This window comes from Sporosarcina sp. FSL K6-1540, from assembly GCF_038620285.1.
Taxonomy (GTDB): domain Bacteria; phylum Bacillota; class Bacilli; order Bacillales_A; family Planococcaceae; genus Sporosarcina; species Sporosarcina psychrophila.
In genome coordinates, this window is record NZ_CP152018.1 from 1,393,887 (window position 1) to 1,408,860 (window position 14,974).

The following is a 14,974-nucleotide window of genomic DNA, read 5'->3' on the forward strand; positions in this document are numbered from 1 at the left end:
TATATGATAAAATCGATTAAGATTACTAATAGAAGGGAGCTTATCATCATGCTACTTGAAGAATTGAAAACGTTTGTTGCGGTAATTGAAAAAAAGAATTTCACCAGGGCCGGTGAATCACTAAACATATCTCAACCAACTGTCAGTCTCCATATCAAACATTTGGAAGACGAACTAAAAGCCTCATTGCTCGTACGTGCAAATAAAACATTTCACATTACACCCGCCGGAGTGGTTTTGTATGAACGTGCGATACAATTACTTCATCTCGCAGAGCAAACAAAAGAAGAAATTTTATGGCAACATAATGAGGTTAGCGGAATTCTTCGCATCGCTGCAAGTTACACAATTGGGGAGTCCGTATTGCCGGAGATACTAACGAGGCTACATTATAAATATCCTGATTTGCATGTAGAAGTTGCAATTGCAAATACCGAGGACGTCGAAATTGCGGTCCGCGAATTTCGGTCGGATATCGGTTGTATCGAAGGTAGTGTGCAAACAAAAGGGCTTATCATCCAGCCATTCATGGAAGACGAACTCATCCTTGTCGCAGCAAGCGGACATCCTTTGACAAATATTCGCCACCCTAAAGGAGCTGACCTCCAAACTTCTCACTGGGTCATGCGAGAAGTTGGTTCTGGTACACGGGAGTATACAGATTATTTACTTCAGTCAATCGGTAATGTCAAGCCCTCGAAAACAGTTATCGGTTCGAATGAAGGTGTGAAAAAAGCGATTCTATGTGGGCTCGGTATCGCGGCCGTTTCCATTCATACAGTGAAAGCTGAACTTGATAGTGGAAAGCTTGTACAATTGAAGGTCGATGTCCCTTTACAAAAGCGTATTTTCTCAACCTTGTACTCCCCCCTGATGGCTGCCAAAAAGCATGTCACCGTTTTTTTAGAAGAGCTTCGGTCCAAGTAAAAAAGGGTAAAGACGCTCGACCTAACCCAAAAACTGCATGACCGAAAAAGGGTTTCTCCTGTCATTCCTAGAAAAGTAGTAGAAAAGGGGGTTTTCCTTGTGGTTCGAAATCTAGTGCTCACTGCAATTATTGTAATGGGTATCGTTTATATTTTCTTTATCCCAGCGGATCCGGTCGGCTTCAAAATTTTAATGAAACTGATTCCGATGGCACTTATTATCCTATTTGCATTAATGACAAGACCTCTATTTTCCCGTACATACAAACGGATTATAATCGGTGGACTGTTCGTTTGCATGATTGCGGATGGCGTCATCTATTGGTTCTTACCCGGACTTATCACCTTCTTCATTGGTCATATTTTTTATATTTTTGCTTTTCGTCATGGCGCGAAGAAACCCATGCCAATCTGGGTTGCCGCCCCTCTCCTCCTTTACGGTGCAGGTATGGCTATTTGGGTTGCCGGTTCACAATTTTCTGCTGGCCAAACCGTGCTTGGTATCGCCATCATCGCCTACATCGGCGTTATTTTAACGATGGGCTGGATGGCTATTCGCACACGAATGACGCTCGCAATTATCGGCGCACTGCTGTTCATTTTCTCTGATTCAGTTCTTGCAATCGATCGATTCGTTCTGGAAATCCCATACCGGGATGCATTCGTTATGGTGACATATTATGCGGCGCAAGTTTTCATAGCAGCTAGCATTGGAAGTCGGGTTGTAAAGTATTCCGTAAACCGGAACAATCTGATAAGATAGATGAATCAGTACTTCATTATTAGGAGGAATTTTTAAAAATGAAAGAAAAATTAATCGAACGTCTTGTACGTTATGCAAAAATCGATACACAATCAGATGCAGGAAGCAATTTTACGCCGACTACACCAGGCCAATGGGACCTTCTGCACGAATTACAAAAAGAACTAACGAATATCGGTCTAGAAGACATTACTCTCGACGATAACGGGTATTTATTTGCAACGCTTCCCGCCAATACGGACCGGGATGTGCCAGTCATCGGCTTTCTTGCACACGTCGACACGACCACGGATTTTACCGGAAAAAACGTTAAGCCACAGCGTATCGACAACTATGATGGCAAAGACATACAACTGAACGACAGCATCGTCATGACAGTGAACGCTTTTCCCGAGCTGAAAAATTATGCCGGCCATACCCTTATTACGACTGACGGGACAACACTTCTTGGAGCGGACGATAAAGCGGGGATTGCTGAAATCGTAACAGCGATGGAGTATTTGATTGCGAATCCAGACTTAAAACATGGTAAACTGCGAATTGCCTTCACACCTGACGAAGAAATTGGGCGTGGACCACAAAAGTTTGATGTCGAAAAATTCGGAGCAAAATTTGCCTATACAATGGACGGTGGCCCTCTTGGGGAACTACAATATGAAAGCTTCAATGCCGCAAGTGCAAAAGTAACATTCCACGGGACTAGTGTTCACCCAGGTACCGCGAAAGGTAAAATGGTCAACTCAATTTTAATAGCCAACCAATTTCAGGCTAAAATGCCGGTAGATGAGATACCTGAGAAAACGGATGGTTACGGGGGATTTGTTCATCTCATGCAGTCCAACGGGTCCATTGAAGAATCAACTCTCGGCTATATTATCCGTTATTTCGACCGTGAAACATTCGAAGCAAGAAAACAGCTAATGATTGAAACAGCTGACAATCTAAGAAACGACTATGGCGAAAATGCGGTCACACTCGAAATCCAAGACCAATACTTCAATATGGGTGAAAAAATTGAACCCGTCATGGAAATAGTTGAGATCATGTCCGATGCATTTAAAAATCTCAATATCGAACCAAATATTGTACCCGTACGCGGCGGTACAGATGGGTCCCAATTGTCGTACATGGGCTTACCAACGCCTAACATTTTCACAGGTGGAGAAAATTATCACGGGAAATACGAGTATGTTTCAGTCGATAACATGGTAAAAGCGACTAAAGTCATCATCGAAGCAGTGAAACTTTTTGAAGAACGTGCTTAAGTAAGAGGGAGGTAGCTTATGAAAGAAATTTGGATTGGTGTCCTTTCCTCCGTTTTTTTTCGCAGTGACCTTCATTTTGAACAGATCTATGGAACTGTCGGGGGGAAGTTGGCTTTGGAGTGCTTCCTTACGCTATTTATTTATGATACCTTTTTTATTCGCTATCGTCGCTTACCGCAAAGGACTTGGTGACGTGAAGAAGGAATTCGTCCATAAACCCGCCCCGTTTTTCATTTGGAGCGTAACGGCCTTTGTCTTATTCTACGCACCACTTACATACGCGGCAGCTTACAGTCCGGGATGGCTTCTTGCCGGTACTTGGCAATTGACAATTGTGGCGGGCGTCCTGCTCGCCCCTTTCTTTACGTTGATTGTGAAAACCTCGGATGGCGAAAAAAAGATTCGACAAAAGATCCCGCTTGTCTCACTTGGAATTACACTTATTATTTTTGCCGGTGTCGTACTTATCCAAATTCCGCACGCACAAAGTGTTGAACCACGTACGTTGCTGCTCGGTATCATTCCAGTTGTTTTAGCAGCATTTGCCTACCCGCTTGGTAACCGCAAAATGATGGAGCTTCTTGGCGGCAGGCTTGATACGTTTCAACGTGTGCTCGGTATGACGCTTATGACAATTCCAGTCTGGATTGGGTTTTCCATCTATGCGTTATGGACGGTCGGTCCCCCTTCTATGAGCCAGTTAGGCCAGTCTTTCATCGTTGGTGTCAGTTCTGGCGTCATTGCTACAACTTTGTTTTTCATGGCCACTGACCGCGTACGGGGAGATCAGGGAAAACTCGCCGCTGTAGAAGCAACACAGTCCACACAGCTTATTTTTGTTATGCTGGGCGAAATGCTGATTCTCGGCATTGCACTCCCTGGTGCCCTTTCACTCTTTGGGATCGCAGTAATTATTGTTGGTATGGGATTACATAGTTTCCAAACTGCACTTGGTAGAAAGAAACAATTAAAAGTACACTGATAATAAGTTAAGATGACCTCCATTTGGATTGGAGGTCATTTTTCTTTCGTAAATAATCAAACTATTCTAATATCTAGTTGACTCTCGTTTCCCGAACTGATATATTGGTTTACAAGTTCACTTTACTATGAAAAGGGAGGATTTTGAGTATGAACACAACTACACCTATTAAACAAGATTTCCAAGTCCATGACGTCACCGCATTGAATAAGGCAAAAAGTATCATTGAAAATAATACTTCCGCTCAAATACAACAAGAAGTTATAGACGCAGTGGAAAGAAATGCTGTTTGGCGGGGAGAGGAGTGCTTGAATTTATTAGCCCCCGAAGCTCCTACAAGTCAAACCGTACGTGATTTACTAGCGTCTGAAGTCGGTACCCGTGCAGCAGAAGGTCATATCGGACCCGAACAAAGATGGTTTGCCGGTACGAAGCATATTGACGAAATTGAAGCTCTTTGCGTAGAGTTATTGAAAAAAGTATTCAAATCGAATTATGCGGATCATCGTCTAGTTGCAAGTATGATTGGAAATATGGCCGTTTATGCAGCTCTGACCGAACCTGGGGATCAAATCATGACGATTGCACAGCCATTAGGCGGACATTCTAGTAACAGACATGATGGACCTGCCGGAATTCGTGGATTGAAGATCGCTGATATTCCTATGAATACAGAAGAACTCACCGTTGATTTAAAAGAATTCGAACGAGTTGCAAAGGAATTAAAACCAAAGCTTGTAACACTTGGAGCGTCAATGACACTATTCCCATTTCCGATTAAAGAAATGTCCGAAATCGTGAAAGAGTGGGGTGGGAAGATATTCTTTGACGGCGCCCACCAACTCGGATTAATCGGCGGAGGACAATTCCAAGATCCTTTAAAAGAAGGAGCAAGCGTGATGACTGGGTCAGCGGGGAAAACATTCAGCGGACCTCAAAGTGGAATTATCGTTTGGAATGATCCTGAACTGACAAAACCACTAACAGATGCTATATTCCCTACCCTTGCCGCGACTCATCAAGTGAATCGTGTAGCTGCTCTTGCTGCATCTGCAGCCGAGTTCTTGGAGTTTGGAGAAGCATACATGGAACAAATCGTTAAAAACGCAAAAGCGCTAGGTCAAGCATTCCACGACCGTGGAATCACTGTACTTGGTGCACATAAAGGATTCACTGAAACGCATCAAGTGATTCTGGATGTGAAAGAATTTGGTGGGGGTCTTCATGTTGGGCATGAACTTGCGAAGGCAAACATCATTACGAATAAGAACTTAATTCCAAGTGATCGTACTGAAGATTGGGATCGGCCGAGCGGACTCAGAATCGGAACAATCGAAGTGACACGATTAGGCATGAAAGAAAAGGACATGGCGACGATTGCAAATCTGATCGCCGATATTCTCATATCGAATAAAGACTTGGACGTTGCCAAGAAAGAAGCACTTGAAATGCGTAAATCATTCAAAAAACTTCATTACTGCTTCGAATGAATCAATATAAAAAAGCGTTACAACAATGCTTGAATTGTTGTAACGCCTTTTTTATATTATATAATTAACTTTCAACTTCGGAAAGTAGTCGACCAAGGGTAAGCCAATTATCTTCAACAAGATGTGCGGCTTTTTCTTTGTCGGCCTTTTTACAAGCAGTAATAATTTCTTCATGCTGATTGATTGAAGTCCAACTATCCACCGAATCAAACTTTTTTAACGTTAGCCGATGAATTTTCGGCACAATTCTTTCAAGAGCTTTGTCAATTTCAATATTGCCCGCAACCGCAAGAAAAACTTGGTGGAAATGCTCATCAGCATTAATTGCTCGGTTACTATCTTTACTGTCAAGCGCTTCGGCTAATGAGTGGTTAATTTTCTCCAACTTTGCAAAGTCTATATCCGTCATCTTCGGCACTGCCAATTTTGTAGCTAAAGCATGAAGCGCAGCTACAACGGTAAATGCGTGTTTTGCTTCCTCTTCAACCAATTCCGTCACACGCGTCGAAGAGCCCGGGAATGCTTCGACGAGTCCTTCATCTTCCAGTCGTTTCAATGCCTCTCTCACCGGAGTCCTACTTACTGCAAATTGTTCCGCAAGTTTATTGTCATTCAATCGCTGTCCTGGTTGCAATTCTAAATTGACAATTGCATTTTTGAGCGACTCGTATATTTGGTCTTTTAATGTCGGTCGAATAATTTGTTTTATATTATTTTTTTCCATAAAACCAGTATATCGCATTTTAAATTAACTGACAAACTAAGGTTGCGTTTACGCCCTCCCAAGCATCTATAAAAACCACATCGTTTCAAGACTTACATTCGTGAAAAAGAAATAGCCCGCAACCAATGAAGTTGTGAGCTATTCCATATTTGCTAACGATTCAGCAAACCTAATTACCGTACATATTCTCCAATCGTCTCGACCGCTTTTTCCGTTACCGAGGTATCTATCGCTTTATCAAAATCAATATCACCGCGGATAGCACCATTTGCTTTGTACGCATCATATTGCTTTTTAATATCATCGATGAACATCTTGCCATCAGGATCAAGGCCAGTGACGTTCACTTTCTCCCAAAGAGCCGGGTCTTTTAATGCTGTATGCTTCGTCATGATGTCGATAATTTCATCTTTTCCCTCATTTTTGATAAACGCATCGTTGTAATCGCGGACGCCTTTCAAATAAGCCGCCATGAAGCGTAACGAAACATCTTGTTCTTTATTCATGAAGTCTGGTGATCCAAGAACCAATGCAATTTGAGATTCCGGCGCATAATCAGTTGCATCCCCAAATCGGACGTGGAACCCTTTTTCAACACCTTGTGTGATAAGCGGTTCGATATTTACGGCAGCATCGATTGTTCCACTGCTAATTGCGCCAAGCATACTACCAAAATCACCCATAAGGACAAATTCAACGTCATCTTCGGTTAATCCAGCGTATTTAAGCATTTCATCGTAGATATACCAATCAATTGAGTTAAGTGATGACACTGCAATTTTCTTGCCTTTTAAATCTTTATAGTCTTTTATTACGTCAACCATATGATTACCTATGACGAGAGTAAAATACGACTTCCCTGGCACGTTATGTCCTTTATCTGCAATAATTTTCACGTCAATTCCCTGTGCAATCGCGTTGAAGAAAGATGCAGTCGAAACGCCTCCCGCAATATCCACCTCGCCAGCCGCTAATGCCGGAAGCATGTCATCACTGTTTGCAAACTGAGCAAATTCTACTTCGATATTATAGTCTTCAAAGTATCCTCTCTCTTTTGCAATATAGAAACCTGCACCAGAGGCCGCCCCATCTTCCGCTATGACAACTTTTTCACGTTTTTCAAGCGGTGCCAAATCACCAGAAGGATTAACTGTAGCTACTTCTTCAGGTTTTTCATCTTCTACTACCGGTTTCGCCGTCTCTTTAGGAGAACAGGCACCAACGATTAGCGCTATCGCGAATAACGACAACAACCATCCGTTTTTCATCCACTTTGCCATCGAACCTCTCCCTTTCTATCCATCTTCTCGTCTTGAACGCTGTACTTCTTCCTGCAAGTGCTTCCATATTTCCACGAATTGCCCTGCCATAACTGAGTTTTCTCGTATGTCTTCAATTTTGCGCGGACGTGGCATATCGACAATAATTTCTTGAATAATTTTACCCGGCTGCGAACTCATCAGTAAAATACGATCACTTAGCAATAACGCTTCATCAATACTATGGGTAATGAATAGAATCGTCTTCCCCGTTTCCGACCAAATCGACAGCAACTCTTCCTGCAAGATAAATTTATTTTGCTCATCAAGTGCACCAAACGGTTCATCCATCAACAGGATCTCCGGATCATTGGCAAATGCACGCGCAATACTCACCCGTTGTTTCATGCCCCCTGATAGCTCTTTCGGATAAAGGGTTGAAAATTTTTCTAGACCGGTCTTTTTCAAATAATACGTAGTACGCTCTTTTATAAGTTTTTTCGGCAAATGACGCATTTTGAGTCCGAACGCTACATTCTTCTCGACAGTGAGCCATGGAATGATACCCTTTTCCTGAAACACCATCGATTGCAATGGTCGATCCTCTCCATCCGTCGCGGTTGCAATCGTAAACTCACCAATACTCGGGGTTTCAAGCCCTGCCAAGATTCGAAGTAACGTTGATTTACCGCAACCACTCGGTCCAACAATACAAACGAATTCCCCATCATTGATTGTTACATTAATATCGTCTAGCGCCGTAACACTGCCTTGTTTTTTATAAAATGCCTTTGTTAAATTACGAATGATGATTTTTGCTTTCCTACTCATCTACTCACCTCCACGGTAACATCTTTTTCTGAATTCCTCGTAGCAATAGCGAGAACAGATAACCGAAAAACGAAATGAGGATGAGCCCAACGTACATTTCTTGCAGTAAGAACGCTTTGTACGAAACCCAGATTAGATAGCCAATCCCTGATGTAGCACCCATCATTTCCGCAGCGACAATTGTCAGAAGCGCAATCGCCTGCCCCATCTGAATCCCTTCCAACATAACCGGCATCGCACCGGGCAAAGCAATTTTCGTAAAAAAGTCTAGTTTACTAGCTCCATAATTTTTTGCCACATCCAAATAGATTGAATCGATATTAATGACTCCAGCTGCCGTATTAATGACAACAGGAAAAAAAACACTCCCAGCAATTGTTACAACTTTCGATAAATCACCAATTCCAAAAATAATAATAATGATTGGAAGCAAAGCAAGTGTAGGAATCGGCATGAGCGCCATGACAATTGGCGAAACAAAATGTCGAATTGGCGTATAAAGCCCCATTAACAAACCGATGATGATTCCGGGTATGACGCCTAGCAAAAATCCGACAAGAATCCTGTACAATGAAACGCCGATATGACCCGCCATTTCACCACTTGAAATCATTCCGAAAAATGTCCCCACAATTGCAGATGGAGGCGGAAAGAAGCGGATATCAATCATTCCCGTTCTCGACAAGAATTCCCACATAAAGAGCAGGAATAGGGGCGAGGCAATCGTCAACAGCTGTTTTAACCGTTCTTTCGTTTGTCTTTGTTTCCATTCACGCTGTTCGATTTCAAACGGATCGTATCGGACAGCCTTATCATCTCTCTTCAACGTCCACCACCTCTTCATTCAAATAGTATGTATCTGCCTAAAAATGTGTGTTGGGCATATGCTGATAAACGAGCATCTTTCCATAAGAAAAGCGCTGGAGTCAAGACGTAAATTCTCAACTTCACAACTTATCCTAAGTACGAGATTTTATAATTTCCTAGACAACAAAAAATCCATGGAGCAATAATCCCCCATGGATGATATCCAACCCTATTTATCCACGCCAAGCACTCATACCGCCTGTAACGTTAGAAACATCCTTGAAACTGGCTTTCTTCAAGATTTTCGCTGCTTGTCCACTCCGCATGCCACTTTGACAAATAACGACGATTTCTTTCGATTTGTCTAGGCTAGCCAACTGCGATTTCAATGTATTCAACGGGATATTTTTAAATTCTTTAATATGCCGTCCTTTATATTCCCCCGGTGTCCGTACATCAATGAACTGCACCGATTTATTTTTCAGCATCCCCATTAAGTCCTCCGTCGAAACGGAACGTACACCTTTAGCGGGCATCATTCGCCAGACAAAAAATCCAACGATTAGTAAAATAAAAAGCCATTCCATACGATTTTCCTCCTAGTCTTCCTATAACTTCAATTCCAAATATACTACCAGGGGTATTAATAAGGCAATAAATCCGCTTCGTCTACCCCTTGTAAGGTCCCTTCGCCCAATTAATATAGGTATTCATTTGTTCAACTTATATACAATAAAAAAACAGCGCTCCCTGTAAAAGGCGCTGCTTCACTATTAATAAAGTATGCCGTTCTTCTTCGCCTCAAACACTAACTCTTCCCGGAACGCCGGATGGGCAATGTCGATAAGCGCTTTTGCACGTTCAGATAACGATTTGCCATACAGACTTGCGATGCCGTATTCCGTGACGATGTTGTCGACGTCATTTTTCGACGTCGTTACGACAGAACCTGGCGACAATTGCAGTTTAATGCGCGAAATGGTGTCATTTTTCACTGTTGAATGCATGCAGATGAACCCTTTACCATGCTTTGCAAAAAGTGCCCCGCGTGCAAAATCTGCTTGTCCACCGGTTGATGAATAATAGCGTCCTCCAATTGTCTCGGAAGCACATTGTCCATAAAGGTCAACTTCCGTCGTCGCATTAATGGATACAATTCTTTCTTCTTTCGCAATCTCACGTGGATCATTCACCATACTCACAGGTAAAAATTCAACCGCAGGGTTTTCATGGAGGAAATCGTACAAACGCTGTGATCCGAATGCAAATGTCGCGACAATCTTCCCTTTATGAGTGAATTTCTGTGTCCCATCGATAGCTCCTGCTTGCACAAGGTCAACGATTCCGTCTGTCAGCATTTCAGTGTGGATACCAAGATGACGGTGGTCTTTCAACATGCTCATAACCGCATTCGGAATGGCTCCAATACCAATTTGGAGTGAATCCCCATTTTCAATAACATTCGTTACAAATTCAGCAATTTTAAGATCTTTCTCACCAATTAATGGAGAGCTTTCTTCTGATAAAGGCGCATCATTTTCAATGTATCCCGCAACTTGGCTAATATGAATTTGGTTTTCACCGTATGTACGTGGCATATGCTTATTCACTTCCAAGACAAACGGAACATGACCAATGAATTCGGAAATATAGTCTGCCTGTGTGCCCAATGAAAAATAACCGTGTTCATCCATTGGAGAAGCAACTGTGATTATCATCGACATGTTCGTAACTTTTTTCAACATGCGCGGGACTTCATGGAAAACGTTGGGAACTAATTCTATTTTGCCCTCTTGATAAGCCTTCCGTGTTGCACCACTTAAAAAGTAGGAGACATGTGAAAGATGACCTTTCATTTTACCTATTATATAATCCCGCTCCCGAAGAGCCAGCATTTGATGAATCTTAACGTTCTGTAATTCCGAATGGTTCTCTTCCAATATATCAAGTAGACGATGAGGTTCCCCATTGGCAATCGGGATAATAATATCAGCCTCTACGTCAATCAAATCAATAAACTCTTCTGCACTCAATCGTTTTTCCACGTCGTTTTTTCACTCCTATAAAAGTCCGCCTATTCAATTAGTATACAGCAGACTGAGCGCTTGCTCAACTTGATGATTGACTAGTAAGAACGCTATAATCGATCTATGACAAACTTAACCACGGACCAGCTCAGACAACTGAATATGTACAGCATTTATGTAGATTCGCCCGAACGGAATTTATTCACATTGAAAATGCTACTCGATAGTCAAAAAACGGAAGATATACTAAATGTCGTCCAAGCAGTGAGCGGAAGCCCCAACCGAACTGTAGCAGCATCGTATTTCATGCGCCGTTTCGGTATGTTTACCGCGATGCAATTTTATAACCTGGCGGCATACGATGAAGTATGGGATGGAAACAATGAACAACTTCATTTTGGTGCAAAAGAAGAATACGGAAAACTGGCTGTTAGTACGTTTGCATCCGCGAAGGATTGGCGATATGTAGAAGACGCGGAACGGCGAGATGTCATTAAGCGGATTCTGCAGGATGAATGCGGAGCTGTCATCCGACAAATCCGCACCGTCACATCTATTTCTCCATTGACGTTATGGGAAAATATCTTTGGTTTTCTCCTTTGGCAGTACCATGTTCTTTTGGCAAACCCAGGTACCTCCGTAGAAGCACGCGCGGACCTCAACATATTGAAAGACGACACGCTTTGGGAAGGAATCGCACCTCGTTCTTTATTTGCCACCTACTTAAAAGGATGCGAGCCGTCCGCACTTTTGAATACAGAAGTCCGTACCACATGTTGTTTCTCAAAGGATGTACCCGGTCTCATGCAGTGTGGATTTTGTCCATTGAAATAACATGATTCAGTTACTTTTTGCGATAGCTATTGTACCAGATCTTCATCGAATAAATAGTTCCACTGACCGCTCCACCATAGAAAAAACCCATGAAGATACCCGCGGGTAAGTTACCTGGATGACTGATGAAAATAGACAAGATAAGTCCAATAATTGTTGCCGCGGTTGAAAACCAACTTTCAGGGAGTTTAAATAAAAGTTTCAACAGGAATATTCCTAGAAGAATAGCGGGTATTGCCCAAAAAGCATCCCAGACGTTTGTTTGGATAATCGGGAACTCATTCCACATGAAATCAATCCTTTTTCACATTAGCCTTCCCACAACACTTATAATTCAATACACTTTTTGAAGATGAAGGGCAGGAATTGAACATGCAAATCAAAGGCCATACAGTTCGAGGAAAAGTTCTTGATGAAGAAACTCGGTGTGCACATTATCATTCCGAAATCGACTTGATTGCGATAAAGTTTTATTGTTGTGGCACCTACTATCCCTGCTATGAATGTCATGAAGAAGACGGTTGTGGCAATCCTGACGTTTGGCCAACTGAGATGTTTGGTAAAAAAGCAGTTCTTTGTGGAGCATGTGGTTATGAACTAACTGTTTCGGAGTATTTGACCTGTGGATCGAAGTGCCTTACTTGTTCAGCACTGTTTAATCCCGGATGTAGTTTACATAAAAATCTTTATTTCCAAACTTAAAACAGGAAAAAAGCAGCATTTGAAACATGCTGCTTTTGTTATATTTGATAACCTATTTAGGTTTTTTCATTCTATTAACGCCAAAATAAATCCCTATACCTACGAGTAGTAGAAGTAGAAGTACTGGTAAGTTTCCGATGAAAAAGACAATCAGGCCTGAACCCGTCGCAAAGATAAAATTTGTACTTGTAGCAAGTTGTTTTTTAGTTTTATCCCACGTGTCTAAATTTTTACTGTCTAGTCCTGGAACAATAACACTATTTTCATACATTGTTATTTCAATAGTAGAAAATGACGTCTGATTTTCTAGATACTTCATCTTTCCTACAATTAATTCGATATCCTCTTGGACTTTGGATAAATCAGACGATATTTTCAATAAATCCTCTGTTTTTTCTGCCTTCCCCATAAACTCGAGCAGCCTTTCCTCTACTGTTCGTTTTGATTTCACCCTGGACTCTAGATCAATATATTGTTCGGTTACATCTTCCCCGGTCACATTACGATTCAAAACTTCAGCCGCTTCCCCTTCGGCATCCGTTAAAAACTTTTGAAAGTGCTGCTCTGGGATTCGAACAGTGAGCCGAGCACTTATACTTTCCTCGCTTTCCCGATGCACATTCGATTCAACGATATAACCTCCATAGTCACTCACCTTTTTCTCTATTATAAGCTGAGTATTTTCAAGTTTTTTCACATTGAGCTGTAATTCCGCCCTGTGGATGATTTTCCTATTCGTTGGGATCACTTTAGATTGTTCGTTGGCTAACTCTTCTGTTTCAGCTTTATTCTCTTGCTCTGTAGTTGCCGTATCTTGCGATGTTGATGAGCTCTCCATCTGAATGTCTTTCTTTGATTCGCTTGAACTGCAGGACGCCATAAATACAAGTAAGCCTGATAATAGTAGAGCCAAAAACACATTTCGCTTCATAGAATCCCCCCTATCTATTTAATCAATGAGACGGTGTAATCCAAAAAAGGTTACATCTTCCAATTAAACGGTATGAAAAAACGCTAGATTTTATCTAGCGTTTTTTTAGTCTTCTATTTCTTTTTTAAACAGTCTTCGTCGCAGCGCTTTTGATTTCCTTCCGCCTTGCATAAATATTCTTAACGATGGCTTTACCAACTGCATACGCCGGAACAGCAACGATAATACCGAGAAAACCTGCAATATTACCTGCTGCCAATATAACAGTAATGACTGTAAGTGGATGAATATCCAGTGATTTACCCATTACATTTGGTGTAATAAGATTACTTTCAACTTGCTGGGCGATCACCATTACGACTGCAGCTAAAATACCAATCTTCGGATCCTGTATAAAACCGATGATGATTGCAGGAACAGCTGAAATCCATGGGCCAATGAAAGGAATGAGGTTCATGAACAATCCAAAAATGGCTAATAACAGTGCATACTCCAGTCCAATAATCATATAACCTGCAAACAACAGAATTGCTAATAGAAAACTGATTAACAACTGCCCTTGGATATAAGAACGGAGTACAGTATCGATATCATGTAAGGTCTTTTTGATCCATTCCCGACGTTTTCCCGAAAAGAAATTGTATATGAACGGAGCAAACTTTTCATGATCTTTCAGGATGAAAATGAAGAAAAACGGGACTAATATAAGCAGGAACATTGCTTGAAAGAAGGATTGTAAAAATTGAACAACCCATTTCCCAAAATTAACCGCTATGGATTGAAGTGATTCAACCGCACTATCAATTGAATCTTCAAGTTTTGGTGGTAAATCACTTTTTTGTTGAAGTAATGTGTATGTCAAGTCATTTATTTCTTGGGCGATAGTAGGCGTATTTTCGACTAATTTATTAATTTGATTCGTTACTGGAGGAGCAATAATTGCTACGAATATCCAAACGACTGCTACGAGAATCGCTATAACCGAAAGAATGCTTCCCCACCTTGGTACTTTACGTTTTTCCAGAAAACGTTGAACCGGTTCCGTAATATAATATAGAACTCCGCCAAGTAATAATGGTATGAATATTGCCTTTGCTATGATTACTAAAGGCGAAAAAATCCCTTGAATCTCTATAAAGTATTTAATAATTAGCATAGCAAGCAGTATTCCAACACCTACTTGAAACCATAACTTTTTCGTCACATATCCCACTTCCTTTTCAATTATGTATTGTTATTTTAAGTATACGTTGTTATACGCTTGGCGTCGAAGAAAGTTTCAACTTTTCCTTACGAAATGATAAACATATGGTCCTTCAAAAAAAGTCCAAGCTTTTAAACCAGTACCGCCACTTATACTTCCATACTACAATTTGGATACTATCTGTTTCACCTATACCCAAAGACCCACAAGTGAAAAAAGACTGCCCAAT

15 protein-coding genes and 1 pseudogene are annotated in these 14,974 nt (G+C 41.4%); 7 read left to right on the forward strand and 9 right to left on the reverse strand.

Annotated elements, in window-relative coordinates:
* The first annotated feature begins 48 nt into the window (after nt 1-48).
* From MKY15_RS06190 to MKY15_RS06210, 5 genes and pseudogenes are all read left to right on the forward strand, one after another.
* A complete protein-coding gene (locus MKY15_RS06190; RefSeq protein WP_067213591.1) occupies nt 49-927 on the forward strand; it encodes a LysR family transcriptional regulator in 879 nt (292 codons plus the stop codon).
* A gap of 99 nt (nt 928-1,026) precedes the next feature.
* Nucleotides 1,027-1,689 (forward strand): lysoplasmalogenase, encoded by a 663-nt coding sequence (locus MKY15_RS06195; RefSeq protein WP_067213592.1) that lies wholly within the window; start codon nt 1,027-1,029, stop codon nt 1,687-1,689.
* 38 nt (nt 1,690-1,727) lie between these two features.
* Nucleotides 1,728-2,954 carry a peptidase T gene (pepT, locus tag MKY15_RS06200; RefSeq protein ID WP_342539268.1) on the forward strand — a complete coding sequence of 409 codons (1,227 nt, stop codon included), beginning with the start codon at nt 1,728-1,730 and terminating at the stop codon, nt 2,952-2,954.
* A gap of 18 nt (nt 2,955-2,972) precedes the next feature.
* Nucleotides 2,973-3,936: pseudogene (locus MKY15_RS06205) on the forward strand (multidrug resistance efflux transporter family protein).
* Nucleotides 3,937-4,085: 149 nt separating this feature from the next.
* On the forward strand, nt 4,086-5,426 hold the full coding sequence (locus MKY15_RS06210) for a serine hydroxymethyltransferase (RefSeq protein WP_342539269.1): 1,341 nt from the start codon (nt 4,086-4,088) through the stop codon (nt 5,424-5,426).
* 64 nt (nt 5,427-5,490) lie between these two features.
* Here MKY15_RS06210 and MKY15_RS06215 read toward each other — a convergent pair whose 3' ends face one another.
* From MKY15_RS06215 to MKY15_RS06240, 6 genes are all read right to left on the reverse strand, one after another.
* On the reverse strand, nt 5,491-6,150 hold the full coding sequence (locus MKY15_RS06215; protein WP_067214098.1) for a GntR family transcriptional regulator: 660 nt from the start codon (nt 6,148-6,150) through the stop codon (nt 5,491-5,493).
* A gap of 173 nt (nt 6,151-6,323) precedes the next feature.
* Nucleotides 6,324-7,430 carry an ABC transporter substrate-binding protein gene (locus MKY15_RS06220; protein ID WP_231885739.1) on the reverse strand — a complete coding sequence of 369 codons (1,107 nt, stop codon included), beginning with the start codon at nt 7,428-7,430 and terminating at the stop codon, nt 6,324-6,326.
* A 15-nt stretch (nt 7,431-7,445) separates the two neighbouring features.
* Nucleotides 7,446-8,240, reverse strand: a complete 795-nt coding sequence (locus MKY15_RS06225) for an ABC transporter ATP-binding protein (protein ID WP_342539270.1) — start codon at nt 8,238-8,240, stop codon at nt 7,446-7,448.
* Nucleotides 8,241-8,244: 4 nt separating this feature from the next.
* Nucleotides 8,245-9,066 carry an ABC transporter permease gene (locus tag MKY15_RS06230; protein WP_231885740.1) on the reverse strand — a complete coding sequence of 274 codons (822 nt, stop codon included), beginning with the start codon at nt 9,064-9,066 and terminating at the stop codon, nt 8,245-8,247.
* A 214-nt stretch (nt 9,067-9,280) separates the two neighbouring features.
* The gene (locus MKY15_RS06235) at nt 9,281-9,634 is read right to left on the reverse strand and encodes a rhodanese-like domain-containing protein (protein ID WP_342539271.1); all 354 of its coding nucleotides are present in this window, start codon (nt 9,632-9,634) and stop codon (nt 9,281-9,283) included.
* A gap of 186 nt (nt 9,635-9,820) precedes the next feature.
* Complete coding sequence (locus MKY15_RS06240) at nt 9,821-11,092, reverse strand: acetyl-CoA hydrolase/transferase C-terminal domain-containing protein (RefSeq protein WP_342539272.1); 1,272 nt, start codon at nt 11,090-11,092, stop codon at nt 9,821-9,823.
* 105 nt (nt 11,093-11,197) lie between these two features.
* Between MKY15_RS06240 and MKY15_RS06245 the strand changes: the two genes are divergently transcribed.
* Nucleotides 11,198-11,908 (forward strand): hypothetical protein, encoded by a 711-nt coding sequence (locus MKY15_RS06245; RefSeq protein ID WP_340741064.1) that lies wholly within the window; start codon nt 11,198-11,200, stop codon nt 11,906-11,908.
* Between the two features lie 10 nt (nt 11,909-11,918).
* Here MKY15_RS06245 and MKY15_RS06250 read toward each other — a convergent pair whose 3' ends face one another.
* Nucleotides 11,919-12,197: a hypothetical protein gene (locus tag MKY15_RS06250; protein ID WP_342539273.1), complete on the reverse strand. Its 279-nt coding sequence runs from the start codon at nt 12,195-12,197 to the stop codon at nt 11,919-11,921.
* A gap of 83 nt (nt 12,198-12,280) precedes the next feature.
* Here MKY15_RS06250 and MKY15_RS06255 point away from each other — a divergent pair, with 83 nt between their 5' ends.
* Nucleotides 12,281-12,610 (forward strand): CHY zinc finger protein, encoded by a 330-nt coding sequence (locus tag MKY15_RS06255; protein WP_342539714.1) that lies wholly within the window; start codon nt 12,281-12,283, stop codon nt 12,608-12,610.
* Between the two features lie 52 nt (nt 12,611-12,662).
* Here MKY15_RS06255 and MKY15_RS06260 read toward each other — a convergent pair whose 3' ends face one another.
* Together MKY15_RS06260 and MKY15_RS06265 are read right to left on the reverse strand one after the other, a co-directional pair.
* On the reverse strand, nt 12,663-13,541 hold the full coding sequence (locus tag MKY15_RS06260) for a DUF4349 domain-containing protein (RefSeq protein ID WP_338654680.1): 879 nt from the start codon (nt 13,539-13,541) through the stop codon (nt 12,663-12,665).
* Between the two features lie 124 nt (nt 13,542-13,665).
* Complete coding sequence (locus MKY15_RS06265; RefSeq protein ID WP_067213603.1) at nt 13,666-14,745, reverse strand: AI-2E family transporter; 1,080 nt, start codon at nt 14,743-14,745, stop codon at nt 13,666-13,668.
* Between the last annotated feature and the right edge of the window lie 229 nt (nt 14,746-14,974).